This window comes from Domibacillus sp. DTU_2020_1001157_1_SI_ALB_TIR_016 (assembly GCF_032341995.1).
GTDB lineage: Bacteria > Bacillota > Bacilli > Bacillales > Domibacillaceae > Domibacillus > Domibacillus indicus_A.
Genome location: NZ_CP135439.1, coordinates 335285 through 359109 on the forward strand (window position 1 = coordinate 335285; position 23825 = coordinate 359109).

Genomic DNA, 23825 nt, shown 5'->3' on the forward strand with positions numbered 1-23825 from the left:
TCCTACTTACTATATCATAAAAAGCTTGAACGACTCCCGCCAGAAGGCTACAGTAAAAGAAGAACATTTTGTGAAGGAGAATCGTTATGGATCAATCAGAAGCGCTTCTGCGCCGTCCGCTTTGGCGGTTTATCGACCAATCCGCTTACGGGCCAGGATTTAACCCTATTCATTCATTTGCTACTGATGACGCCCTTGCAACAGCGATCGGCGCCGGGCAAAGCCCTGCAACGGCCCGTGCATGGGTGCATCATGACACCATTGTGCTTGGCATTCAAGATACAAAGCTGCCTTATTTAAAAGAAGGGGTGGAGGTGCTTGAGAACGAGGGCTACCGGGTCATTGTCCGCAATTCAGGCGGGCTTGCGGTGCTTCTGGACGAAGGTGTACTGAACTTATCTCTTTTGGTGCCGGACACGGAAAAAGGCATCGATATTGACCGCGGCTATGAAGCGATGTATACACTCGTTCGCCATATGTTTCCGGAGGCCGATATCGATGCCTATGAAATTGTTGGATCCTATTGTCCAGGAAGCTATGATCTTAGCATTGGCGGCAAGAAATTCGCTGGCATTTCGCAGCGCCGCTTGAAAAAAGGTGTAGCCGTTCAAATCTACTTGTGTGTAAATGGAAGCGGCTCAGAGCGTGCCGCAGCTGTCCGTTCTTTTTACGAAGCAGCCAAGCGGCAGGCTCAGACAAAATGGGTGTACCCTGATATTCAGCCCGAGGTGATGGCTTCACTTGAAGAGCTGATCAGAAAACCGCTCACCATCCAAGATGTCATCATACGATTTTTAAAGTCGCTGCAAGAACTTGGCGGTCCGCTTGAAAGCGGCTCTATGACGTCATTTGAAGCAGATGTTTTTGACGGTTATTTGCAGCGTGTGATCGAACGAAACGACCGGGCCCTTGCTTAATATTACTCTGCCACTTTTTCCAGGTTTCCGTTTTGTTCCATCTTAAAGGTAACCGCAGCGCCTTCTTGATCATCTAATGCAACAAACTTGCGGGCGCGGTTCATGATTTTCATTAGTGTTTCATAGTCTTCCTGCATAATTTCAGATGACTGTTCAATTTTATTCAAGCGGCACTGCAGCTGCTCATTCTCGGCACGCAGCCGCTCGTTTTCTGCTTTAACTGCATCGATAGAATCAAGACTTTGCAAATAGCCGATCACATCAGCCATTGTGATCGCCAGCGAACCTTCTGCCGGCGGCGTGTACAGGGTCTTTTTCTCGATGGTACGGCTGCGCTGCTTGCGCTGCTTTTTAGCGAGACTGAGTGCTTTTTCGTACTGGGTGCGCACAACAGCGTTCCAGCGGAATCCGCAGGCAGCTGATGTGCGGTTTAATAAGTCGCCGACTTCTTCAAATGCGTTTAATTGCGTGCTTCCTTCACGTACGTGACGAAGAACGGTTTCGGCGAGCAGCAGATCGTTTTCTTCTGACCAGGCATCTTGACGAACTTTCATTTTATCATCTCTCCTTATGAAAATAGTCTCTATGAACAGGATTGCCAGATAGGATTTCTTTTATACGCGGCAAGCTTGCAAACATGCTTTTTTCCATGTAAAATATCGGGATGAATGAACGGAAAGGAAGAGTTAATATGGCGAATGAATTTCGCGTATGCGATGATTGCCAGGCAGTGAATCTGAAAACACTGATTCCGAAGCTCGAAAAATTGGATCCGGATGCATCCATTGATGTAAAATGCCAATCCTATTGCGGCCCTGGCCGAAAAAAAACGTTTGCTTTTGTCAATAATCGTCCAGTTGCGGCATTGACAGAAGATGAATTGATGGAGAAAATACAGAAAAAATTAAAGTCATAATGTGAATCACCTTTTCTTTCGAAAAAAGGTGATTTTTTTTCTATGTGCTAGCAGTATATGCATTTGTCAATGCGAATTTTCCCATAATGATTGATTTTTCCGTTATAATGAACAAAAAAGAGACGGGGGGCGCGCATGTGAGCTACGCGAAGCAGAAGTTGAAAGAAGAGAAAGTATTTAAAGACCCGGTTCACCGCTATGTTCATGTGCGGGATGTAGTAATTTGGGATTTGATCGGCACGAAAGAGTTTCAGCGGCTGCGCCGAATTCGCCAGCTCGGTACGACGTACTTTACTTTTCATGGGGCGGAGCACAGCCGGTTTAATCATTCTCTCGGTGTCTATGAAATTGTCCGCCGGATCGTTGATGACATTTTTCGGGGCAGATCAGAATGGAACCCGGAAGAACGGCTGGTCAGCCTTTGCGCAGCACTGCTGCATGATGTCGGGCATGGGCCTTTTTCTCATTCATTTGAAAAAGTGTTTGGCCTCGATCACGAAGAATATACAAAAAAGATTGTGCTCGGTGACACGGATATTAACCGGGTGCTGCGGCGGGTGAGCGACGATTTCCCGGAAAAGGTAGCAGCGGTTATTAACAAAACATATCCGAATAAGCTGGTAGTCAGCTTGATTTCAAGCCAGATTGACGCAGACCGTATGGATTATCTGCAGCGTGACGCCTATTACACGGGTGTAAGCTACGGACATTTTGATATGGAGCGCATTCTGCGGGTGATTCGTCCGCGCGAAGAGCAGGCTGTGTTTAAATTAAGCGGCATGCACGCGGTAGAGGATTATATTATGAGCCGCTATCAAATGTACTGGCAGATTTACTTCCATCCTGTTACGCGCAGTGCCGAAGTACTGCTTTCTAAAACCCTGCAGCGGGCAAAGCAGCTGTATAAACAGGGATATTCGTTCCGACAGAAGCCGGTTCACTTTATTTCCCTGTTTGACGGGGACTGCTCGCTTGAAGAATATGTAAATTTGGATGAGTCCGTCATTATGTTTTATTTTCACGTCTGGCAGGATGAAGATGATGCCATTTTGCAGGATTTATGCAGCCGGTTTATGAACCGGAATTTATTTAAATATGTAGAATTTGACCCGGAAGCCGAGCAGGAAAAATATGCGGAGCTGGAAGAGCTGTTCCGAAAAGCAGGCATCGACCCGGAATATTACCTCGTTCATGATTCCTCCTCCGACCTGCCGTATGACTTTTACCGGCCGGGCATTGAAACGGAACGGCAGCCGATTTATCTATTGATGAAAGACGGGGAAACGCTGCAGGAATTATCCGGTCGCTCTGACATCGTCGAAGCGATCTCCGGCAAGCGGCGCACAGATCACAAGCTTTATTTCCCGATTGATCTGCTCCGGGATGAATCTTCAAACCGAACAGCTAAACGGAAGATCAAAAGTATATTAGAACTATATCGAAAGTAAAGGGGACAACGGATTGGAACAATTTTTGGCATTTGAATTGGAACAGCTGCCGTTTGTGATCGTCTCGCTGCTGGTGGCTTTTACGGTGCATGAATTTGCTCATGCGTATACGGCGTACAAATTTGGGGATGATACGGCCAAAAATCAAGGGCGCCTTACGTTGAACCCGGTGCATCATTTGGACCCGATCGGTACTATTTTTATCCTTATTGCCGGGTTTGGCTGGGCGCGGCCGGTGCCGGTAAACCGCCGTCATTTTAAAAACCCGAAGCTGGCCGGCGTGCTTGTATCGCTTGCCGGACCGCTCAGCAATTTTTTAATTGCGTTTATCGCCATGGGCATTCTATACGGGGTCGGGGCAAACGCGAATGAGTTTGTTTTTCAGCTGTTATATATGATGGTGTATTTGAATGTGCTTCTGTTTGTGTTTAACCTGCTTCCGTTCCCGCCGCTGGATGGCTACCGGATTTTAGAAGATTTGGCTCCGGCCAATCTGCGGGTTAAAATGACACAGTATGAACAATATGGTGTACTGCTGTTTTTAATTTTAGTCATTACACCGCTGGGAGATTATACGGTAAGTCCATTTTTAAGCCAGCTGACTTCAGCTGTTTTAGCAGGCTTTAATGCTATTTTTAGCGTATTCTTGTAAGGAGGGCTAATAAACAATGGAACAAAAAAAGAAAGTCGGCTTTAATATTATTAAAAATGATCCGACCGACGGACATAAAGGATTTGGAAAAGGTGCACTCAGCTTAGAGGAGGTTTCACCGGTCATTATTGACGTAGAAGAAGGGTCGGCTCATATCGATATCGGTGCGATGCATGCTCGGAGTGCTGTGGAAAAAGGCATTAAATTTTTAAAAACAAAAGAAGAAGTGCCGGATGCCAAACCCTATTGGCTCGTTTGGGTAACCGTAGACCGAAAAGAAGAAGGGCCTTATTATGCAGGAGTAACCGCATGTGAAATGACAGTTAATCGCGACATCCGGCGCGGGTACAAGTCGCTGCCGGAGCATGTTAACCGGATGGACAAATCGCTCAAGCGCCATATTATTGTAGATGTGATGGATGATCGTTCCAAAACCATCCTGCGCGATTTCCTCACCAGCCATAATGAGCAAATGTGGAATCTTTCTTCAGACGAGCTCAAAAACGGTTTAACCGTGACAGAAGCTTAAACAGCCTATACAAAACGCAGAAAACCCGGGAGGATTCCCGGGTTTTTTTATATTATCTGAACCATTCAGGCAGCTCGGGATACAGCATTTCTTCTGTATGCTCCTCATCCTTCGGACATTTCGTCTCTGGCTCGGTGCCAGGTTCAAACAAAAGCTTGTGCCCTCCGCTGCAGGCTGTGCCCGTTTTAACATCTACTTCAACTTCAACCAGCTCGCGCGGCCAGGTAAATGCCTCTGGATTCTGTCCTTTATGAGCTTCTTCCATAAACTTTGCCCAGATCACTTTTGCCCGTGACCGGTCTTCGGTTTTCGTGATTTCCGCTCCATTGTCATAGCCGGTCCACACGACGGATACAAGTGAAGGCGTGAAGCCTGCCATCCAGTAATCGTAAGGAGTGGATCCGGATTTGCCGGCGTAAGGCCGTGTCAGAGAAGAAGCGATCACCGTTCCCGTTGGTGAGGCATAATCACTTATCGTTTTATCGAACATCCCCGTCATCAGCCGTGTCAGTACAGCCATTTTGTTTCTATCAAGCCGCTGTTCCTGCTGCTTGTCATACTGGTACAGCACTTCTCCGTCCATACTTTCCACTTTTGTAATAAAGACAGGCTTCGCAAATGTGCCTCCCGATGCAATGGCTGCGTAGGCATTCGCTGTTTCAAGAACGGTCATCCCAGAGGTACCGAGTGCAAGAGAGGGGACGGCTTGAAGCTTGGAGGTAACCCCAAACTCTTCCATCGTCTGCACGAGTGTTTCCGGTCCGAGCAGCATATTGGTTTTGACCGCATAAATATTGTCGGAAACGGCGAGTGCTTCAGCCATTGTCACAGCACGTTCTGCATACTGGCTGTTGAAATTTTTTGGTGAATAATTTCCTTCAAACGTCGTTGGCTCACTTTTTCTTTTTGTAAGAGGGGTCATCCCGTGCCCAAGCGCTTCATAATACAAAAAAGGCTTTATTAAGGATCCTGGCTGCCTGAACGCCTGCACAGCCCGGTTAAAAGGGCTTTCCCGATAGTTGCGCCCGCCGGACAGGGCGGTTACATAATGGGTGTCCGGATCAATAGAAACAAGGGCGGATTGAATGGAAGCGCCGCTCGCAATGCCGTCTGCCATCGCTTGATCGGCTGCTTTTTGATGCCGTGGCTGAAGCGTTGTATACACTTTCAAGCCGCTTTGCTCCCGAAAACCAAGTGACTCAAGCTCACCCCGTACGGCATCTATAAAGTAAGGCGCACTGTTTTCGTCATCGGCAAAAGCGCCGGTGATCCGCGGGGCGTCCGCTACTGCTTTTTCATATTCATGTTTAGACAAATGCATTTCGGATAAAATAAGCCGGCGGCGCTGCTCAGATTTTTCTCGTGAGATGAGTGGAGAATAAACCGAAGGCCCCTTTGGAATACCGGCTAGAAGCGCTGCCTCGGAAACACTCAGGGCAGCGGCCGGCTTGCCGTAATAAAATTGGGAGGCCGCTTCTATCCCGTAAGCGCCATGGCCAAAATACACGGTATTCAAGTATCCTTCTAAAATCTCATCTTTTGAGTAAAACGCTTCAAGACGAAGCGCCTGCCAGGCTTCTTTTGCTTTGCGGGTCCACGTTTTATCGTGGGTTAAAAAAATATTGCGCGCATACTGCTGCGTGATCGTACTTGCCCCCTGGACTTTTGCTCCGGCTTTTATATCAGCCAAAGCGGCACCAGCAATGCGCTTTGGGTCCAGGCCAAAGTGATTGTGAAATTGCTTGTCTTCAATGGAGATCACCGCATCAATCATATAAGGGGAGATGTCTTCGAGCTTTACCCAGTACCGCTTTTCTCCTCCATGTGCTTCAGCGGCTTTTGTTCCGTCAGCCGCATAAAAAAGGGTCGAACGCGGCACTGTTATATCTGGGGGACCGGCCGCATACAACGCGTAAAAAAAGACAATAACGGCCCCGATAATTGAAACAAGTATCGCCATGAGCCACTTTTTCATGCTGCATCACCTCGTTTTTCTTTAGATGAAAAAGCTCTATTTTAAATTTTGCCCAGTTCCAGGTATCTTGCTTGTTTATTAGTATGAAAAAAATGGCGAATTTTTAAACGTCTTCATATAAATTCACTATGCTTTTTCGTCAAATTGTTCTATACTTTTTTCTTGGGGCCTGCGGGATGCAGGTCATAAAGGCGTCCTAACAGGATGCTATGGGTTTAGCCTTTGTTCTCCAAGAGAATAAAGTAATATCCTTATCATTAAGAAGGAGGCAATATCATGAGTGAACTATGGTATACCGAAAAGCAGACAGGCAGCTACGGCATCACGATGAAAGTGAAACGTACTTTGCATACAGAACAAACGGATTTTCAATATTTAGAAATGGTGGAAACAGAAGAGTGGGGCAACATGCTGTTTTTGGACGGCATGGTTATGACGAGCCAGCGTGATGAGTTTGTTTATCACGAAATGGTGGCACACGTACCATTATTTACGCATCCAAACCCGAAAAATGTATTGGTTGTTGGCGGCGGCGACGGCGGTGTAATCCGTGAAGTGCTAAAGCACCCATCTGTTGAAAAAGCAACGCTTGCTGAAATCGACGGCAAAGTCATCGAGTATTCGAAGGTATATCTGCCTGACATCGCAGGCGACCTGGATGATCCGCGCGTTGAAGTAAAAGTAGGCGACGGCTTTATGCATATCGCAGAGTCTGAAAATGAGTATGACGTCATTATGGTCGATTCAACAGAACCAGTCGGCCCGGCTGTTAACTTGTTTACAAAAGGCTTTTATGCCGGCATTTCTAAAGCATTGAAAGAAGACGGTATTTTTGTGGCGCAGTGTGACAATCCTTGGTTTAAAGCAGAGCTTATCCGTCAGGTGCAGGCAGATGTAAAAGAAATTTTCCCAATTACACGTCTGTACACAGCCAATATCCCAACGTATCCGAGCGGCCTTTGGTGCTTTACAATTGGTTCGAAAAAACATGATCCGCTTCAAGTGGAAGAGGGCCGTTTCCACGATATCGAAACAAAATACTATACGAAAGAGCTGCACAAAGCGGCATTTGCGCTGCCAAAATTCGTGCAGGATTTAACATAAGATGAGATTTGACGAAGCATATTCAGGAAATGTATTTATTGGAACGCAAACATCATTTGAAGACAGTGATGTCGTGCTGTATGGCATGCCGATGGACTGGACGGTAAGCTACCGTCCAGGTTCGCGCTTCGGCCCGGCCCGCATTCGCGAAGTATCGATCGGGCTTGAAGAATACAGCGCCTATTTAGATCGTGAGCTGCACGAAGTCGCATATTTTGATGCAGGGGACATTCCATTGCCATTCGGCAACGCACAAAGAAGCCTTGACATCATTGAAGAATATATTGATGGACTGCTTGAAGCCGGCAAAAAACCGCTTGGTATGGGCGGCGAGCACTTGGTATCATGGCCGGTTATGAAAGCAGCGGCGAAAAAGTATAAAGATTTGGCGATCATTCATTTTGACGCGCATACCGATCTGCGCGAAGAGTACGAAGGTGAGCCTTTGTCACACTCTACGCCAATTCGCAAAATTGCCGAGCATATCGGTCCTAAAAATGTATACTCATTTGGTATTCGTTCCGGTATGAAGGAAGAATTCCAGTGGGCAAAAGAAAACGGCATGCACATTTCTAAATTTGAAGTGCTGGAGCCGCTGAAAGAAATTTTGCCGACGCTTGCGGGGCGCCCGGTTTATGTAACGATTGACATCGACGTACTTGATCCGGCTCATGCACCAGGTACAGGAACTGTAGACGCTGGCGGTATTACATCGAAAGAGCTTTTAGCATCTATTCATGCCATTGCCGGCTCAGATGTAAATGTCATCGGTGCGGACCTTGTTGAGGTAGCGCCGATCTACGATAACTCTGAACAAACAGCGAATACAGCATCGAAGCTGATTCGGGAAATGCTGCTCGGTTTCTTTTAAACGTGTGTCCGGCTTCTTGCCGGACACTTTTTTGTTTGCGGTAAGGCGGCTTGTTTACGACGTGTGGCAGATACGGTGAATGTGCTGCCAAAAACAGACGTTTAGCCAGCACGCTTTCTGTGTTAAAATAAACACACATTACAACAAGGAAGTGATTCGGCGTGGCAGATGAGCAGATGCCCGTGAAAATCCGGGTGAAGACGGATGTAGCGCACGAAGGGGAAAAGGAAACATTTGAGCTGTCGCTGTTTGGCCGGCTCTTTAAAAAAGATGGGTCCACATTTTTAAAATATGATGAAGTGCAGGATGAGGGGGTCGTGCACACCATCGTAAAGCTCGCAGACGCAGGGGCGCTTATTTTGCGGAGCGGTGCTTTGAAAATGCGGATGATTTTCGAAGAAGGGCAGCGGCTGAACGGCTCATATGAAAGCCAGTTCGGCACGCTTCTTTTGACAACCGACACCAAAATCTTTACCCACAACATGAACGATGCGGGCACCGGACAAGCCGAGTTAGTATATAGCCTGCTTATGCAGGGCGATGCAGTCGGCACGTATACGATGAATATCCACTATGAACTGGAGGAACAATTGTGAACATTGCAGAACAAATGCAGGCACAGCTCAAAGAAGAAATTAAACAAGCTGTCCTGAAAGCAGGACTTGCCGCAGAGAGCGAAATTCCTGCTGTCCTACTTGAAACACCAAAAGATAAATCACACGGTGATTATTCAACAAACATGGCGATGCAGCTGGCGCGGATTGCCAAAAAAGCACCACGCCAAATTGCGGAAGCGATTCAGGAAAATATGGACCTGTCAAAGAGTTCCGTCCAAAAAATTGATATCGCCGGACCTGGATTTATTAACTTTTACATGAATAACAGCTATTTGACGGATCTCGTTCCGGCTGTGCTGAAAGCGGGAGACGAATACGGAAGATCCAATGCCGGCAAAGGCGAAAAAATTCAAGTGGAATTTGTTTCAGCTAATCCAACGGGTGATTTGCACCTGGGCCACGCACGCGGCGCTTCCGTTGGTGATTCGCTGTGCAACGTATTGGATGCAGCTGGTTATGACGTCACGCGTGAATATTATATTAACGATGCCGGCAACCAGATCCATAATCTAGCCCTGTCTGTTGAAGCCCGTTACTTCCAGGCGCTTGGTCTTGAAAAAGAAATGCCGGAAGACGGCTACCATGGCAAAGATATTATCAATATCGGGAAAGAGCTGGCGGAAGAATTTGGAGATCAATTTGCCAACATGCCAGAAGATGAACGCTACAAGGCTTTCCGTGCTCACGGTTTAAAGCTGGAGCTGGCGAAGCTTCAAAAAGACTTGGCGGACTTCCGAGTGAAATTTGATGTGTGGTTCTCCGAAACCTCTTTATATGAAAACGGCAAAATTGATGAAGCGCTCAAAGCACTTGACCAAAATGGCCATACATTCGAAGAGGACGGTGCGCTTTGGTTCCGTTCTACAGCATTTGGCGATGATAAAGACCGCGTTCTTCGCAAACAGGACGGTTCATACACATACTTAACGCCGGATATTGCGTACCACCGTGATAAATTTGAGCGTGGATTCGACAAAGTCATCAACATCTGGGGTGCCGACCACCATGGCTACATTCCACGTATGAAAGCAGCCGTTGAAGCACTTGGCATGAAACCAGAGCAGCTTGAAGTAGAAGTGATCCAAATGGTGCAGCTGTATAAAGACGGCGAAAAAATGAAAATGAGCAAACGTACAGGCAAAGCTGTTACGATGCGTGAGCTTGTAGAAGAAGTCGGCCTGGATGCTGTCCGTTACTTCTTTGCAATGCGCAGCGGCGATACACATATGGACTTTGACCTTGATCTTGCCGTATCACAGTCTAATGAAAACCCGGTTTATTACTCACAGTATGCATACACGCGTATTTCCAGCATTCTGCGCCAGGCAGCTGAACAAGGCTTAACGGCATCGGCAGAAGCAAATGTATCGCTGTTAACATCCGAAAAAGAAGTAGACCTGCTGAAGAAATTGGGTGACTTCCCGCAGGTAGTAGCTGAAGCAGCAGACAAACGCATTCCGCACCGCATTACAAACTATGTACATGATCTTGCGGCAGGCTTCCACAGCTTCTACGGAGCACATAAAGTGGTAGACAAGGAAAACGAAGAAGCGTCCAAAGCACGCCTTGCTCTTGTGCAGGCTGTACAAATTACATTGAAAAATGCATTGAAACTGATCGGTGTATCAGCACCGGAAAAAATGTAATAAATGAAAGAGTCTGTTCTTAAAATAAGAACAGGCTCTTCTTTTTTTATTTATTGACTGAATGTTCATTCATACATTAGGATAAAGAAAAGGAATGGAAGGGGACGTGAATGAAGATGAACGGATGGCTATGGCTGAATGCGGCTGCGGCGCTTTTTGTAATCGCTTACTCCATTTTTTTGTTCATTTATTTATTGAAAACACGTTACACATTCATTCGGCTCGGTAAGAAAGAAGAATGGCATTCCAAAAGAAACGAACGTTTAAAAAACATGATGGTTCATGTATTTGGCCAGAAAAAACTGCTGAAAGATAAAAAAAGCGGAGCTATTCACGTGATGTTTTTTTATGGCTTTTTGCTTGTACAGCTCGGAGCGCTCGATTTTATTATAAAAGGGGTGGTGCCGGGTGCACATTTGCCGCTTGGTCCGCTTTACGGCCCATTTACGTTTTTTCAGGAAATGGTTACGCTCGTCATTCTCGCTGCCGTCGTCTGGGCATTTTACCGCCGCTACATTGAAAAGCTCGTTCGCTTAAAGCGTGGCTGGAAAAGCGGTCTTGTGCTCGTCTTTATCGGTTCCCTTATGCTGTCTGTTTTAATAGGGAACGGCATGTGGCTTCTCTGGCAGGAAAAGGCCGCCGGTTTCGGCTGGTCGGAGCCAATTGCCTCGCTCATTGCTATTCCTTTTGCCGGGCTTGGGCAGCCCTCCATCGTTGGCCTGTTTTATGTGATGTGGTGGGTGCATCTTCTGGTGCTGCTCGCTTTTCTTGTGTATGTGCCGCAGTCGAAGCACGCCCATTTGATTGCCGGTCCTGTTAATACGTATATTCACCGGCTCGAACAGGCGGGGACGCTTCGAAAAATCGATTTTGAAGATGAGGCGCAGGAGAGTTTCGGCGCAGGAAGAATAGAAGACTTTACCCGCGCACAGCTGCTTGATTTGTATGCCTGCGTAGAATGCGGCCGCTGTACTTCTATGTGCCCTGCAACCGGAACGGGTAAAATGCTGTCACCAATGGACTTGATTGTGAAGCTGCGCGACCATCTCACCTTTACTGGAGCAGCGGTTACCTCAAAGCAGCCATGGGTCCCGGCATTTGCTTTTTCCAATACAAAGGGCAATCAAATTGCTGAAGGAGCTTTTGTATACAGCCCGCAGCTGATTGGAGACGTCATCACGGAAGAAGAGCTATGGGCCTGTACAACCTGCCGGAATTGTGAAGATCAGTGCCCGGTTATGAATGAACACGTTGATAAAATCATTGATATGCGCCGCTACCTGGTACTGACAGAAGGAAAGATGAATCCAGATGCACAACGGGCCATGCAAAATATCGAGCGGCAAGGCAACCCGTGGGGACTGAATCGGAAGGACAAAGAAAAGTGGCGGGAGCTGCGCAGTGATGTTTACATTCCGACAATGAAAGAAGCACAAAAAGCCGGAGAGGAGCCGGAATATTTATTTTGGGTCGGCTCTATGGGTGCATTCGACAGCCGAAGCCAGAAGATCGCCCTATCGTTTGCAAGACTGCTCAATGAAGCAGGCATTTCCTTTGCCATTTTAGGCAGCAAGGAAAAAAACTCGGGTGATACGCCTCGGCGCCTCGGCAATGAATTTTTATTCCAGGAACTCGCTGCTGCGAATATAGCCGAATTTGAGAAGCATGGTATACGAAAAATTGTAACGATCGATCCGCACGCGTATAACGCCTTTAAAAGAGAATATCCGGATTTTGGATTTCAGGCGGAAGTGTACCATCATACCGAGCTGTTAGATACGCTTGTACGGGAAGGGAAGTTGAAGCCGGTGCATCCGGTAAACGAAACAGTCACTTTCCATGATTCCTGTTATCTTGGCCGGTATAATGATGTATATGACCCGCCTCGAAATATTCTGGCTGCGATTCCTGGAGTGCGGCTCGTCGAAATGAAACGCAGCCGGGAGAACAGCATGTGCTGCGGGGCAGGAGGGGGCTTGATGTGGATGGAAGAGCATACAGGCCACCGCATTAATGTGGCACGTACGGAGCAGGCGTTAGAGCAGGCTCCATCTGTGATCAGCTCGGGCTGCCCGTTTTGCTTAACGATGCTCAGTGATGGGACGAAAGCAAAAGAAATAGAAGAGACGGTTGCCACTTATGATGTAGCTGAATTGCTGGAAAGGGCTGTTTTAGGGCGACAAAAAGAAGCGGACGTATCTTAATGAAAGGAGGACGGCGCAGGTGAAGATAAGAAAAATTATGGTGATCGGTGCCGGACAAATGGGCACAGGCATTGCACAGGTATGTGCGCAGGCAGGCTATGAAGTTATTTTATACGATATCAGCCACGCGAACTTGGAGGAGGGCCGGAAAAGAATCGGAAAAAATCTGGCCCGCCAAGTGTCAAAGAGGCGAATGAGTGAGGAAGAGAAAGGGGATATTCTGGCCAGACTGGAGGACTCATCTTCTCTTGGCGACGCAGCAGAGGCCGATATGGTGATTGAAGCAGTCGTTGAGAATATGAACGTAAAGCGGGAGATTTTCTCGCAGCTGGATGAACTCGTCCAGGATCATGCTATTTTGGCTTCTAATACGTCTTCTCTGCCGATTACTGAAATCGCAGCGGCGACGGATCGGCCGGAAAACGTGATTGGCATGCATTTTATGAACCCGGTGCCGGTGATGAGACTCGTTGAAATTGTTCGCGGGCTCGCTACATCGGATGAAGTCCACAAGAAGGTAGAAGAAGTAGCTAGAACGATTGGCAAAGTACCTGTGGAAGTCAATGACTTTCCAGGGTTTGTATCTAACCGGATTTTAATGCCAATGATCAATGAAGCGATTTATGCTCTTTATGAAGGAGCTGCCACAAAAGAAGCCATTGATGATGTCATGAAGCTTGGCATGAATCATCCAATGGGGCCGATTGAGCTGGCGGATTTTATCGGACTGGACACGTGTTTGTCTGTGATGGAGATTTTGCATGAAGGCTTTGGCGATGATAAATACCGGCCATGCCCGCTGCTTCGCAAGTATGTAAAAGCTGGCTGGGTCGGTAAAAAAGCAGGGCGCGGGTTTTATATATACGAGTAAAGGAGGCGGGAGGGATGAATCTTGAGCTGACCGATGTGCAGCAGAGAACGCGTGATGCGGCCCGGCACTTTGCAGAAAATATAGCGGCAGCCTTTGTTCCACAGATGGAAGCTGGCGAGTTTCCTTACGCACTCGTTCAAAAAATGGCAGAGCATGGACTGATGGGATTGACGGTGCCGAAAGAATATGGCGGTGCCGGGCTTGATTTTGTTTCCTACATTACGGCTGTTCACGAGCTGTCAAAAGTAAGCGCAGCGGCCGGTGTGATTTTGTCGGTTCATACATCCGTCGGCACAGCCCCTATTCTGGCTTTTGGAACGGAGGAGCAAAAGAACGCGTATATACCAAAGCTCGCCTCCGGCAAATGGCTCGGTGCTTTTTGTTTAACCGAGCCATCGTCGGGCTCTGATGCCTCTTCTTTAAAAACGACAGCACGCCGCGATGGTGATGCCTATGTTTTAAATGGCTCCAAACTGTTTGTCACAAACGGCGGAGCAGCGGATTTATATGTTATTTTTGCCAGGTCAGAAGCCGGTATTACGGCTTTTGTAGTCGAAAAAGGTACACCTGGCTTTCTCATTGGCAAGGATGAGAAAAAAATGGGTCTTCACGGGTCAAAAACGACGGCTCTTACCTTTGAAGACATGCGTCTGCCGCTCCAAAACAGACTTGGAGAAGAAGGAAGAGGCTTTCAAATTGCAATGTCTAATTTGGATGGGGGGCGTATTGGTATTGCAGCACAGGCGCTCGGCATCGCAGAAGCGGCTTTTGAGTATGCAAAGAAAAACGATGCAGGTATAGAGCTGGCTGACATGGCTGTATCGGTTGAAGCAGCCAGGCTGCTTGTCTACCGGGCTGCGTGTTTGCGTGCAGCCGGCCAGGCGTGCGGAAGGGAGGCGTCTATGGCAAAGCTTTTTGCTTCAAAAGCAGTAGTCACCATCACAAGCCAATGCATCAACCAGCTTGCCGGAAACGGGCCGGCAGAACGGTTTTTCCGCGATGCAAAAGTAACAGAGATTTACGAAGGGACGTCGGAGATTCAGCGAATTGTGATCAGCAAGCATTTGGCAAAGGGGATGGGAAGATGAACTTCACATTGTCAGAAGAGCACAGCATGATTCGGAAAATGGTGCGGGATTTCGCGGAAAAAGAAATTGCACCGTCTGCTGCCAAGCGTGATGAAGAAGAACGCTTTGACCCAGGGATTTTTCATAAAATGGCGGAACTCGGCTTAACAGGAATCCCGTGGCCGGAAGCATACGGAGGAATCGGCAGTGACTATCTTGCTTACTGTGTGACCATTGAAGAGCTCTCGCGTGTATGCGCTTCAACAGGTGTTACCCTGTCGGCTCATACCTCACTAGCCAGCTGGCCGATTTATGCGTTTGGAACAGAGGAGCAAAAAAAGAAATATTTAAAGCCGCTGGCACAGGGAGAAAAAATAGGTGCTTATGCACTGACAGAACCTGGGGGTGGATCAGATGCTGCCGGCATAAAAACAACGGCTCATCGTGACGGCGCCTCTTTCGTTTTAAATGGCTCTAAGATCTTTATTACAAATGGGGGCATTGCTGACTTATATATTGTTTTTGCGAAAGCAGAGGAAGGGATGACTGCTTTTATCGTAGAAAAACACTTTAATGGATTTTCGATCGGGAAAAAAGAAAAGAAAATGGGCATCCGTTCGTCCCCTACTACAGAAATTATCTTTGACAATTGCCACGTTCCGATAGAAAATGTATTAGGTGAAATTGGAAGCGGTTTTAAAATAGCGATGAAAACACTTGATGGCGGCCGCAATGGTATTGCCGCCCAGGCGGTTGGGATTGCACAGGGAGCGCTGGATGCGGCACTTTCCTATGCAAGAGAGCGCAGGCAGTTTGGAAAACCCATTATGGCGAACCAGGGCATTTCATTTAAACTCGCCGATATGGCGACTTCTGTTGAGGCGGCGAGACTGCTGACTTATCAAGCAGCCTGGCTGGAGTCAGAAGGCCTTCCATACGGAAAAGCATCGGCTATGTCTAAGCTCATGGCTGGTGATACGGCTATGTATATAACGACAGAAGCTGTTCAAATTTTCGGAGGCTACGGGTATACAAAAGAATATCCGGTTGAGCGATTTATGCGCGATGCGAAAATTACCCAGATTTATGAAGGGACACAGGAAATTCAGCGTCTTGTTATTTCCAGGTTTTTATCAACGTAAGGCGGTGTGAAGATGGAGCGAACGAAACGGCCAGTGCCTACTTCGGTTAAAGACACACAATTGATTGAAAAGCGGCGGGCTGAGATGATCCGCGGTTCTGTGCAATTGTTTAAGCAAAAAGGATTTCATCGGACGACAACCCGTGAAATTGCAAAAGCAGCCGGTTTCAGTATTGGGACATTGTATGAATACATTCGGACAAAAGAAGATGTGCTATATCTTGTTTGCGACAGTATTTATGATCAAGTAAAGAGCCGGATCGAGCAAATGAATCTTGAGGAGGGGACGCTTGAAAACCTTAAGCTGGGCATCAGCCACTTCTTTCACGTGATTGATGAGATGCAGGATGAAGTTCAAGTATTGTATCAAGAAGTAAAATCCCTTTCAAACGATGTCCTTCCATATGTATTAGAAAAAGAAGAAGAAATGACAGGGATGGTGGAAAAGCTTATTCAGCGATGCGTTGATAATGGCGTGCTCGATATGGATAAAGACCACGTTCGTATGCTGGCCCAAAACATTTTTGTGCTGGGACAAATGTGGGGATTCCGCCACTGGATGCTTCAGGAGAATTTCACACTGGAGGAATACATTAACCTGCAGATAGATTTATTGTTCGAGGGTGTAAAAGGATATGAAAAAAAAGCCGCCCTCAAGTGAGGACGGTTTTTGCTGCCTTTTTTATTTATAGTAAACCGCGCTTGCGTTCTGAACGCAGTCTTTCATCATCGTCTTCGTCAATGCGCGCTTCTTCACGGCGCACAGTGTCACGGACTGTTTCGGTATCTTCTACTTTTCGTTTACCAACAACGATTTCTTCGGTTACAACCGGTTTTTTCGTTACTTCAACACGCTCTTCCGTAACAGGAACCCGGATTGTCTCCGTGTCTTCTTCAAATGCACGATCACCAAATGCAGACACATCGCTGTCATTTACTGGACGGCGCTCTACATACACTTCTTCACGCTCGACCGGTACATCAATGACCTGCTCTTCTTCGACTACTTCTTTTTCTACTTGAACTTCACCTGTTTGCACACGCTCTTTACTTACATTTAAGCGCTCTTCATGAAGGCGAAGCTTTTCTTCCTCGTTCAAGTTGTCTGTTAGAGTACGGTCTGTATCAAACGTAGCGTTGCCGCCTAGGTTTGTATCCGTCAAGCCCGTCGTTGAACGGCCAGTTCTTGTTGAATCAAGGCCATCGTAATCGATTGGATCCAAAGTTTCTCCATCTAGGTCTGCTCTGTTTCCATTTGCAAGGCCTACTGTGCTGCTTGGATCATAATCGCTGCCATAGCGGGTTCCGTAATCACGATCTACATAAAGCAGCATGCCGCCATTTTCAATTTCGCTGTAGTAGCGGTCCGCTTCTGCATCAGAAAGACCCATATTACGGAAGCCTTCGCGAATTGGATCTACGCCCGATAGGAAGGACATAAAGCGATCTCCCCAAGAGCCGCCTGCTGTTTCGATTTCAGCGTTTGTGCGTCCTCTTACCATTGATACCGCATCTTTGTCTTTTACAGTAATATACATGTCTTCTTCTGCATATCCATTTGCTCTAAGCTCATCAATTTTTGCTAATAAATCCGTTTCATTGTGGTATACGCCAATAAAGTTTTTGTTTTCCATGATAGTGTTACCTCCTGAAAGATTTAATGTTTTGCTGTTCTGTTTTTTGTATACCCGGTGCTTCGCAGGTAAAACAATTTCAAGCAAATTTGGTTACAATGATGCATATTTGTACTAAAAGTTTCTTTTTTGGTGAAAATAAGGATGAGGCTGCTTTATTTCTCCAGAAAAAAGGGAATAATTATAATTAAATTTACATTCTCTACATATCCCTATTATAGTAAGAAGAGATAATAGAGTAGGAAAATGTCGAAGGGAAGGGTGGGGAAGTGTGAAACAGTTTCTTATCTGCGTAACCGTTGCAGCAGTTTCGGTCGGTTCTTATTGGCTTTACATAAAACAATTAGGTGCTGTGCCATTCCTGCTTCTTTCATTTTTCTTCTTCTATAAAGCGTACGAGGAGATAACAGGGAAAGCGAAAAAACGCCGCGAACGCAAGCAAATGAGCCCGTCCATCGCTCCTGCAGGAAAAAAAGCAGAAATCATCACATAAATATAGCGTAGAGGCCTTCTTTTTGTTTATAATGGAGAATATGCCAAAAACGTTTTTGCTCTTTTTTTGGGCGTGCAAATAGAGAAGGGAAGTGCGGATGGTGAGCTTGCAACAACATTCGAAAGAAGAATTAAAGGAAATGTCATTTCTTGAACTGGCGCATTTGATCCTTGCCGATAAGCGGGAGCCGGTTGCATTTAACGATTTACTGTCTGAAATTCAAAAGCATCTGGAAATTTCAGAGCAGGAAGTAAAAGGCCGTATGGTTCAATTTTACACAGATTTAAACATCGACGGTAGCTTTTTGCCACTCGGTGAAAACCGCTGGGGGCTTCGTGCATGGTATCCAGTTGAAAAACTGGAAGAAGAAACAACAAATGCACCAGTGAAAACGCGTAAGAAAAAAGCGAAAAAAGCAGTGGAAGATGATTTCGAAGAAGACATTCTTGAAGAAGAAGACGAGCTGATCGATTTTGAAGAAGAAGACTTTGAAGAAGAAGAAGAAGATCTTGATCTGGATGACGATCTAGAAGATGATGATCTGGAAGATGATTTAGACGTTGATATCGATGAAGACCTTGATGAAGAAGAAGAAGAATTTGAAGAAGAAGAAGGCGCCGAGGACGAGTACGACCTTGACGATAAATAAAGCAGAATCTTCTCTTGACTATTTCATGCGTGAATTGTAGTATGTTATTTGGGCTCTTTACGAGACGAAGAATTTAGTCGATAACGCTCCTCTTACTGAGAAGTAAGTGGGGCGTTTTTTGTATTTTTTTGAGCATTATAACCATTGAAGGAGGACGTTCATTTTGACGAAATATATTTTCGTGACAGGCGGCGTTGTGTCATCTCTTGGAAAAGGAATCACGGCTGCATCTCTCGGCCGATTATTGAAAAATCGTGGGTTAAAGGTATTCATTCAAAAATTTGACCCATACATTAACGTAGACCCGGGAACGATGAGCCCGTATCAGCACGGTGAAGTGTTTGTTACAGATGACGGGGCAGAGACGGATCTTGACCTTGGTCACTACGAGCGCTTTATCGATATTAACTTAACAAAATTAAGTAACATCACAACAGGGAAAGTATACTCAACCGTTCTTCGCAAAGAACGCCGCGGTGAATATCTTGGCGGTACGGTTCAGGTAATCCCGCACATTACGAATGAAATTAAAGATCGCGTGTTCCGTGCTGGCAAAGAATCAGGTGCGGATGTCGTCATTACGGAAATCGGCGGTACGGTCGGCGATATTGAATCCCTCCCCTTCTTAGAAGCGATTCGCCAAATTAAAAGTGATGTTGGCCAGGATAACGTATTGTACATTCATTGTACGCTTATTCCGTATTTAAAAGCAGCCGGCGAAATGAAAACAAAACCGACACAGCACAGCGTAAAAGAGCTGCGCAGCTTAGGAATCCAGCCAAATATTATCGTCGTTCGGACAGAAATGCCAATTTCACAAGATATGAAAGATAAGCTTGCACTGTTTTGTGATATCGCAAAAGAAGCGGTTATTGAAGCGACAGATGCTGACACGCTTTATGCAGTGCCGCTTATGCTTCAAAAGCAAAACATGGACGAACTTGTTTGCCGCCTGTTGAAAATGCAATGCCATGAAGCGGACATGACCGAGTGGAGTGCACTCGTTGATAAAGTACGCAACCTGCCAAACAAAGCCCGTATTGCCCTTGTCGGAAAATATGTTGAATTGCAGGATGCTTACATTTCTGTTGCCGAGTCTCTTAAGCATGCTGGTTATCAATTTGATACAGATATCGAGATCGACTGGGTGAACTCCGCTGAATTAACAGAGGAAAATGCAGCAGAGCGCTTAGAAGGTGCAGCCGGCATCCTTGTTCCGGGCGGATTTGGTGATCGCGGTATCGATGGGAAATTGGCTGCGATTCGCTATGCACGTGAAAATAAAGTGCCGTTTTTCGGTATCTGCCTTGGCATGCAGCTTGCATCAATTGAATATGCACGCAACGTATTGAACTTGAAAGATGCTCATTCAGCAGAAATTGTGCCGAATACACCGTATCCGATCATTGATCTTCTGCCTGAACAAAAAGACATCGAAGATCTTGGAGGCACACTTCGCCTAGGTCTTTACGCATGTAAATTAAAACCTGAAACGCTGGCGCGTGCGGCTTACAATGAGGAAATTGTATACGAGCGTCATCGCCACCGTTACGAATTTAACAATGAATTCCGCGAGCAAATGGAGAAAGAAGGCTTTATTTTCTCCGGTACAAGCCCAGATGGACGTCTTGTAGAAATCGTAGAAATCGCGGATCATCCGTGGTTCGTCGCTGCGCAATTCCATCCGGAATTTACGTCGCGTCCAACTCGTCCACAGCCATTATTTAGAGAATTCGTACGAGCTTCAATCGAACACAGCTAATAAAAAACAGGACCGCCTTTTGCGCCGGTCCTGTTTTTTTATATGTAATGACTGAAACCCGATAGGAATAAAGTTTTTCTTTTTTAAGCTGGCTGGGCACTGTCACTCATATTCAGCCATCATTTCCTCGATCGTCATTTTTAATAGGAAGTAAACGTACAAACCGGCAATCGACGAAGGGAATCCTGTCCGGCCGCCTTCTTCGTCAGGGAGCAGCCCTTTTGTCAGGCGCAGATCAATAAACACGTCTGCTGCTTCCTCAATGCCCGCTGCTTCCCGTTTAGAGGCAATAGCAGTGAACGGGATATTGCCGCTTTGCAATTCCTTAGCAAGACCAAGAGCTTCCGCATCATCGGAAAAGCGGGTGGCAATCAGCACACGATCTGCTTCGGTTAAGCGGGCATCCCCGGTCCACTTGCGGATGTCAGGCAGACGCTCGGCACCATGAATCGCTTCTGCTTCAAGAGCAGCCATTTCGCCGAATCCCTTCATATAAATAGTTCCTTCGCCAAGCAGCCCTTGAGACAGGAGGCGTCCCGCATCTTCGATGGCGAATTCCTCTTTTTCACTAATCCGTTTCAGCAGTCCGTTCAACTGCGTCGTAAACATTTTTGACAACCATAATCACTTCTTTCGTTTTCTTTATTATAAGTAAGTTCTCCTAAAAACGCACACGTCCTGCGTGCGATACAGACTGTAGACAAATTATATAGATGAGGGTGTACATGACTGGGATGGATCGGCGGCGTCCGGGCAGCTCCGCTTTCCATGGGGCAGGCGCTGAGCCCATAGGAGTCTGCGCCGCCCTCCCGCCGCCAAGTGGCTTGTGACAAGATTGTATAGAGCGAATAAGGTCGTATCTTTCTGTTTAAAAAAGAGAAAATGTCTATTCAGTTCTTACTTATTGATCTTCAATACCACTTATCGGCTCTTTTTTTAAGGAGAAAGACTTTGTCTACACACTGAAACGCACACGTCCTGTGTGCAAGAGAGAACCCAGAACATCCTGTTCAAGTAAAATGAAAAAGGGAATTTGCGGGGTTCTGTCGAATGTAACAAACAAAAGGATAAAAACGGAAGGCGCTATATTTAGGAGGAAGATAAAGATGGCAGCAACAATTCTTATAGTGGATGATCAATATGGAATTAGAATTTTGTTGAATGAAGTATTGAAAAAAGAAGGGTATCAAACTCTTCAGGCAGCAAATGGACCGGAAGCAATTCAGCTGGCGAGAGAAAATGTTCCGGATTTAGTGCTGCTTGATATGAAAATTCCAGGTATGGATGGTATTGAAATTTTAAAGCGGATGAAGGCAGAAAATCCAAACATCCGGGCCATTATTATGACGGCTTACGGAGAACTGGATATGATTCAGGAAGCAAAGAATATCGGCGCCATTATGCATGTTCCGAAACCATTTGATATTGATGATATCCGCCAAACCATCAAAGAGCATTTAACGCTTTAACGGAATAAGTAAATTGTGTTGGTAATAAAAAGACGAATTTGATATGATACTAATGTGGTTTTTTTCATGAAGCAAACATTTCCCTTAGAGGAGGAAACAAAATGCCATTAGTATCAATGAAAGAAATGTTAAATACTGCGAAAGAAAAGAAATACGCAGTAGGCCAATTCAACCTAAACAACCTTGAGTTCACTCAAGCGATTCTTCAAGCAGCTGAAGAAGAAAAATCACCAGTTATCCTTGGTGTTTCTGAAGGCGCGGCTCGCTACATGGGCGGATTCAAAACAGTTGTGAAAATGGTAGAAGGATTAATGGAAGACTACGGTACAACAGTACCTGTTGCCATTCACCTTGACCACGGTTCAAGTTTCGAAAAATGTAAAGAAGCGATCGATGCAGGATTTACATCTGTTATGATCGATGCTTCACACCATCCATTTGAAGAAAACGTTGCTACAACTTCTAAAGTTGTTGAATATGCACATTCAAAAGGCGTTTCAGTTGAAGCGGAACTTGGTACAGTTGGCGGACAAGAAGACGACGTCGTTGCTGAAGGTGTTATCTATGCAGATCCGCAAGAGTGCGAAGAGCTTGTAAAACGCACAAACATCGACTGCCTTGCACCAGCACTTGGTTCTGTTCACGGTCCTTACAAAGGCGAGCCAAACCTTGGCTTTGCTGAGATGGAAGCGATCGGAAATGCAACAGGTCTTCCACTTGTTCTTCACGGCGGTACAGGCATTCCAACAAAAGACATCGAAAAATCAATCTCTCTTGGAACAGCTAAAATCAACGTAAATACAGAAAACCAAATCGCTTCTGCAAAAGCAGTTCGTGAAGTACTTGCTGCAAAACCAGAAGAGTACGATCCACGTAAATACCTTGGACCAGCTCGCGATGCAATTAAAGCGACAGTTGCCGGTAAAATGCGTGAATTTGGTTCTTCAGGCCAAGCGTAAGACCTACAAGATGTAGGTCACAAAGGCGTTGCGACAGGACGTCGCGAATTTAGCCTTTGATCCTTAATTCTGCATGCCTATAACAAAACAAATAACGACAAGAACCGCCTTTTTTAACGAATAGGCGGTTGTTGTTTATATTATAAAATGAACTGAAAAGAGGGAATATTTAATGAAATTCTTTATTGACACAGCCAACATCGATGAAATCCGCGAAGCACATTCTTGGGGCATTCTCTCCGGCGTTACAACAAATCCATCACTGGTTGCAAAAGAAACCATTCCATTCCATGACCGTCTTCGTGAAATTACGGAGCTTGTTTCAGATTCAGTAAGTGCAGAAGTTATTGCGCTTGATGCAGAAGGCATGATTAAAGAAGGCCGCGAACTCGCTCAAATCGCGCCAAACATTACAGTAAAAGTACCAATGACGCCGGAAGGCTTGAAAGCGGTCGCAGTGTTCGCTAAAGAAGGCATTAAAACAAATGTTACACTCATTTTCAGTGCTAACCAAGCGTTGATGGCAGCGCGTGCCGGTGCTACATACGTTTCACCATTCCTTGGCCGTTTAGATGATATCGGACAGGATGGACTTGAGTTGATCGAGACGATTGCAGATATTTTTGCCATCCATGGCATCGAAACGGAAATTATCGCAGCATCGATCCGTCATCCACAGCATATTACAGCAGCAGCGCTAAAAGGGGCGCATATTGCGACAACTCCTTACAAAGTATTGGCTCAGCTGTTTAAACACCCGTTAACGGATAAAGGTATCGAAGGATTCCTGGCTGATTGGGAAAATCGTAAAGCGAAGTAAGAATTGTACATGAGACCATTTTTATCGGTTAAACTACGAGTACCAAGAAAGCTTTCCCGCTTTCCGTTTACGCAGAAAGAA

The 23825-nt window shown here is 46.1% G+C and carries 24 protein-coding genes; 20 read left to right on the forward strand and 4 right to left on the reverse strand.

Translation table 11 applies throughout. The features are described 5' to 3' along the window. Positions 1 to 86: 86 nt before the first annotated feature. Positions 87 to 917, forward strand: a complete 831-nt coding sequence (locus tag RRU94_RS09695) for an octanoyl-[GcvH]:protein N-octanoyltransferase (RefSeq protein ID WP_251271532.1) — start codon at positions 87 to 89, stop codon at positions 915 to 917. Between the two features lie 2 nt (positions 918 to 919). On the opposite strand, the gene RRU94_RS09700 is transcribed toward RRU94_RS09695, so the two are convergent. Next, positions 920 to 1471 (reverse strand): RsfA family transcriptional regulator, encoded by a 552-nt coding sequence (locus tag RRU94_RS09700; RefSeq protein WP_315694005.1) that lies wholly within the window; start codon positions 1469 to 1471, stop codon positions 920 to 922. A 137-nt stretch (positions 1472 to 1608) separates the two neighbouring features. Here RRU94_RS09700 and RRU94_RS09705 point away from each other — a divergent pair, with 137 nt between their 5' ends. The 4 genes from RRU94_RS09705 (at position 1609) to RRU94_RS09720 (ending at position 4462) form a co-directional block, all read left to right on the forward strand. Continuing rightward, a complete protein-coding gene (locus RRU94_RS09705; RefSeq protein WP_242232723.1) occupies positions 1609 to 1833 on the forward strand; it encodes a YuzB family protein in 225 nt (74 codons plus the stop codon). Between the two features lie 107 nt (positions 1834 to 1940). Beyond that, positions 1941 to 3281, forward strand: coding sequence for an HD domain-containing protein (locus RRU94_RS09710; RefSeq protein WP_410493040.1), 1341 nt, complete (start codon positions 1941 to 1943; stop codon positions 3279 to 3281). 13 nt (positions 3282 to 3294) lie between these two features. Further along, positions 3295 to 3933, forward strand: coding sequence for a site-2 protease family protein (locus tag RRU94_RS09715; RefSeq protein WP_251271538.1), 639 nt, complete (start codon positions 3295 to 3297; stop codon positions 3931 to 3933). 16 nt (positions 3934 to 3949) lie between these two features. Then, entirely contained in the window at positions 3950 to 4462 is a 513-nt protein-coding gene (locus RRU94_RS09720) for a YwhD family protein (RefSeq protein ID WP_315694009.1), read from the forward strand. 52 nt (positions 4463 to 4514) lie between these two features. Here RRU94_RS09720 and RRU94_RS09725 read toward each other — a convergent pair whose 3' ends face one another. Continuing rightward, on the reverse strand, positions 4515 to 6437 hold the full coding sequence (locus RRU94_RS09725; RefSeq protein WP_315694010.1) for a transglycosylase domain-containing protein: 1923 nt from the start codon (positions 6435 to 6437) through the stop codon (positions 4515 to 4517). 276 nt (positions 6438 to 6713) lie between these two features. Here RRU94_RS09725 and speE point away from each other — a divergent pair, with 276 nt between their 5' ends. The 9 genes from speE to RRU94_RS09770 all read left to right on the forward strand — a co-directional run bounded on the left by speE (position 6714) and on the right by RRU94_RS09770 (position 16619). After that, the gene (speE, locus tag RRU94_RS09730) at positions 6714 to 7541 is read left to right on the forward strand and encodes a polyamine aminopropyltransferase (protein WP_251271543.1); all 828 of its coding nucleotides are present in this window, start codon (positions 6714 to 6716) and stop codon (positions 7539 to 7541) included. A gap of 1 nt (position 7542) precedes the next feature. Continuing rightward, positions 7543 to 8412: an agmatinase gene (speB, locus tag RRU94_RS09735; RefSeq protein WP_242232729.1), complete on the forward strand. Its 870-nt coding sequence runs from the start codon at positions 7543 to 7545 to the stop codon at positions 8410 to 8412. A 161-nt stretch (positions 8413 to 8573) separates the two neighbouring features. Continuing rightward, the gene (locus RRU94_RS09740) at positions 8574 to 9008 is read left to right on the forward strand and encodes a YwiB family protein (protein ID WP_315694011.1); all 435 of its coding nucleotides are present in this window, start codon (positions 8574 to 8576) and stop codon (positions 9006 to 9008) included. Next, positions 9005 to 10675 carry an arginine--tRNA ligase gene (argS, locus tag RRU94_RS09745; RefSeq protein ID WP_315694012.1) on the forward strand — a complete coding sequence of 557 codons (1671 nt, stop codon included), beginning with the start codon at positions 9005 to 9007 and terminating at the stop codon, positions 10673 to 10675. The genes RRU94_RS09740 and argS overlap by 4 nt, the downstream gene beginning before the upstream one ends. 116 nt (positions 10676 to 10791) lie before the next feature. Continuing rightward, on the forward strand, positions 10792 to 12879 hold the full coding sequence (locus tag RRU94_RS09750) for a 4Fe-4S dicluster domain-containing protein (RefSeq protein ID WP_315695902.1): 2088 nt from the start codon (positions 10792 to 10794) through the stop codon (positions 12877 to 12879). Between the two features lie 19 nt (positions 12880 to 12898). Then, positions 12899 to 13750 (forward strand): 3-hydroxybutyryl-CoA dehydrogenase, encoded by an 852-nt coding sequence (locus RRU94_RS09755; protein WP_315694013.1) that lies wholly within the window; start codon positions 12899 to 12901, stop codon positions 13748 to 13750. A 14-nt stretch (positions 13751 to 13764) separates the two neighbouring features. Beyond that, on the forward strand, positions 13765 to 14838 hold the full coding sequence (locus RRU94_RS09760) for an acyl-CoA dehydrogenase family protein (protein WP_315694014.1): 1074 nt from the start codon (positions 13765 to 13767) through the stop codon (positions 14836 to 14838). Continuing rightward, positions 14835 to 15959 carry an acyl-CoA dehydrogenase gene (locus RRU94_RS09765; RefSeq protein WP_315694016.1) on the forward strand — a complete coding sequence of 375 codons (1125 nt, stop codon included), beginning with the start codon at positions 14835 to 14837 and terminating at the stop codon, positions 15957 to 15959. The genes RRU94_RS09760 and RRU94_RS09765 overlap by 4 nt, the downstream gene beginning before the upstream one ends. A 12-nt stretch (positions 15960 to 15971) precedes the next feature. Then, positions 15972 to 16619 carry a TetR/AcrR family transcriptional regulator gene (locus RRU94_RS09770; RefSeq protein WP_315694017.1) on the forward strand — a complete coding sequence of 216 codons (648 nt, stop codon included), beginning with the start codon at positions 15972 to 15974 and terminating at the stop codon, positions 16617 to 16619. A 25-nt stretch (positions 16620 to 16644) separates the two neighbouring features. On the opposite strand, the gene RRU94_RS09775 is transcribed toward RRU94_RS09770, so the two are convergent. Continuing rightward, positions 16645 to 17592, reverse strand: a complete 948-nt coding sequence (locus tag RRU94_RS09775; protein ID WP_315694018.1) for a YsnF/AvaK domain-containing protein — start codon at positions 17590 to 17592, stop codon at positions 16645 to 16647. A 271-nt stretch (positions 17593 to 17863) separates the two neighbouring features. Here RRU94_RS09775 and RRU94_RS09780 point away from each other — a divergent pair, with 271 nt between their 5' ends. From RRU94_RS09780 to RRU94_RS09790, 3 genes are all read left to right on the forward strand, one after another. Continuing rightward, complete coding sequence (locus RRU94_RS09780; RefSeq protein ID WP_315694019.1) at positions 17864 to 18085, forward strand: hypothetical protein; 222 nt, start codon at positions 17864 to 17866, stop codon at positions 18083 to 18085. A 97-nt stretch (positions 18086 to 18182) separates the two neighbouring features. Continuing rightward, the gene (gene rpoE / locus RRU94_RS09785) at positions 18183 to 18734 is read left to right on the forward strand and encodes a DNA-directed RNA polymerase subunit delta (RefSeq protein WP_315694020.1); all 552 of its coding nucleotides are present in this window, start codon (positions 18183 to 18185) and stop codon (positions 18732 to 18734) included. 163 nt (positions 18735 to 18897) lie between these two features. Further along, positions 18898 to 20496 carry a CTP synthase gene (locus RRU94_RS09790; protein ID WP_251271566.1) on the forward strand — a complete coding sequence of 533 codons (1599 nt, stop codon included), beginning with the start codon at positions 18898 to 18900 and terminating at the stop codon, positions 20494 to 20496. A 102-nt stretch (positions 20497 to 20598) separates the two neighbouring features. Here RRU94_RS09790 and RRU94_RS09795 read toward each other — a convergent pair whose 3' ends face one another. Further along, entirely contained in the window at positions 20599 to 21105 is a 507-nt protein-coding gene (locus RRU94_RS09795) for a DUF2529 family protein (protein WP_315695904.1), read from the reverse strand. Positions 21106 to 21602: 497 nt separating this feature from the next. Between RRU94_RS09795 and RRU94_RS09800 the strand changes: the two genes are divergently transcribed. From RRU94_RS09800 to fsa, 3 genes are all read left to right on the forward strand, one after another. Further along, the gene (locus RRU94_RS09800) at positions 21603 to 21965 is read left to right on the forward strand and encodes a response regulator (RefSeq protein WP_242232740.1); all 363 of its coding nucleotides are present in this window, start codon (positions 21603 to 21605) and stop codon (positions 21963 to 21965) included. Positions 21966 to 22066: 101 nt separating this feature from the next. Next, positions 22067 to 22924 carry a class II fructose-bisphosphate aldolase gene (locus RRU94_RS09805; RefSeq protein ID WP_315694021.1) on the forward strand — a complete coding sequence of 286 codons (858 nt, stop codon included), beginning with the start codon at positions 22067 to 22069 and terminating at the stop codon, positions 22922 to 22924. 172 nt (positions 22925 to 23096) lie between these two features. Then, positions 23097 to 23744, forward strand: a complete 648-nt coding sequence (fsa, locus tag RRU94_RS09810) for a fructose-6-phosphate aldolase (protein WP_251271572.1) — start codon at positions 23097 to 23099, stop codon at positions 23742 to 23744. The last annotated feature ends 81 nt before the right edge of the window (positions 23745 to 23825 follow it).